General features: G+C 23.9%; 1 protein-coding gene. It reads left to right on the forward strand.

Annotated elements, in window-relative coordinates; genetic code table 11:
- Positions 1-350: hypothetical protein (locus tag ACF91D_RS32055; RefSeq protein WP_392438749.1), on the forward strand; the 350-nt coding region annotated here is incomplete at its 5' end.
- Between the last annotated feature and the right edge of the window lie 81 nt (positions 351-431).

Genomic DNA, 431 nt, shown 5'->3' on the forward strand with positions numbered 1-431 from the left:
TTATTGTGATTATTGGCAGTTTTACTATTCTAGATAACATTATAGTTATTATGTTTAATCAAAAGTTTTTAGCTTATAAATTACAAATTTTAATTATTATTTTCAGTGCAATATTTGTTTATATGAGTATTCTATTTGACCTTTATATCAATGCTCATAATAAATATAAATATAACTCTAGAATACAGGTGATAAGCGTAGTCATCGTCTTATTATCAAGTTTGATACTGATTAATTTATTTGGAATTTTAGGCGCCACATATACATTCACTATTTTTGCAATTTCCATATTTGTTATGAAATTGATCTTGAGTCTTAAAATAATCAATGGAGTAAAAAATGAAATTTAAGAAAGAGCTCTTATTAATCATCACCTTAATTTTATTATTTTCTGTAGCGCTTTGGTATGGGTGGTTTAACATATTTTTAAT

Source organism: Staphylococcus sp. 231237_7MaSpsaltlick, from assembly GCF_043107035.1.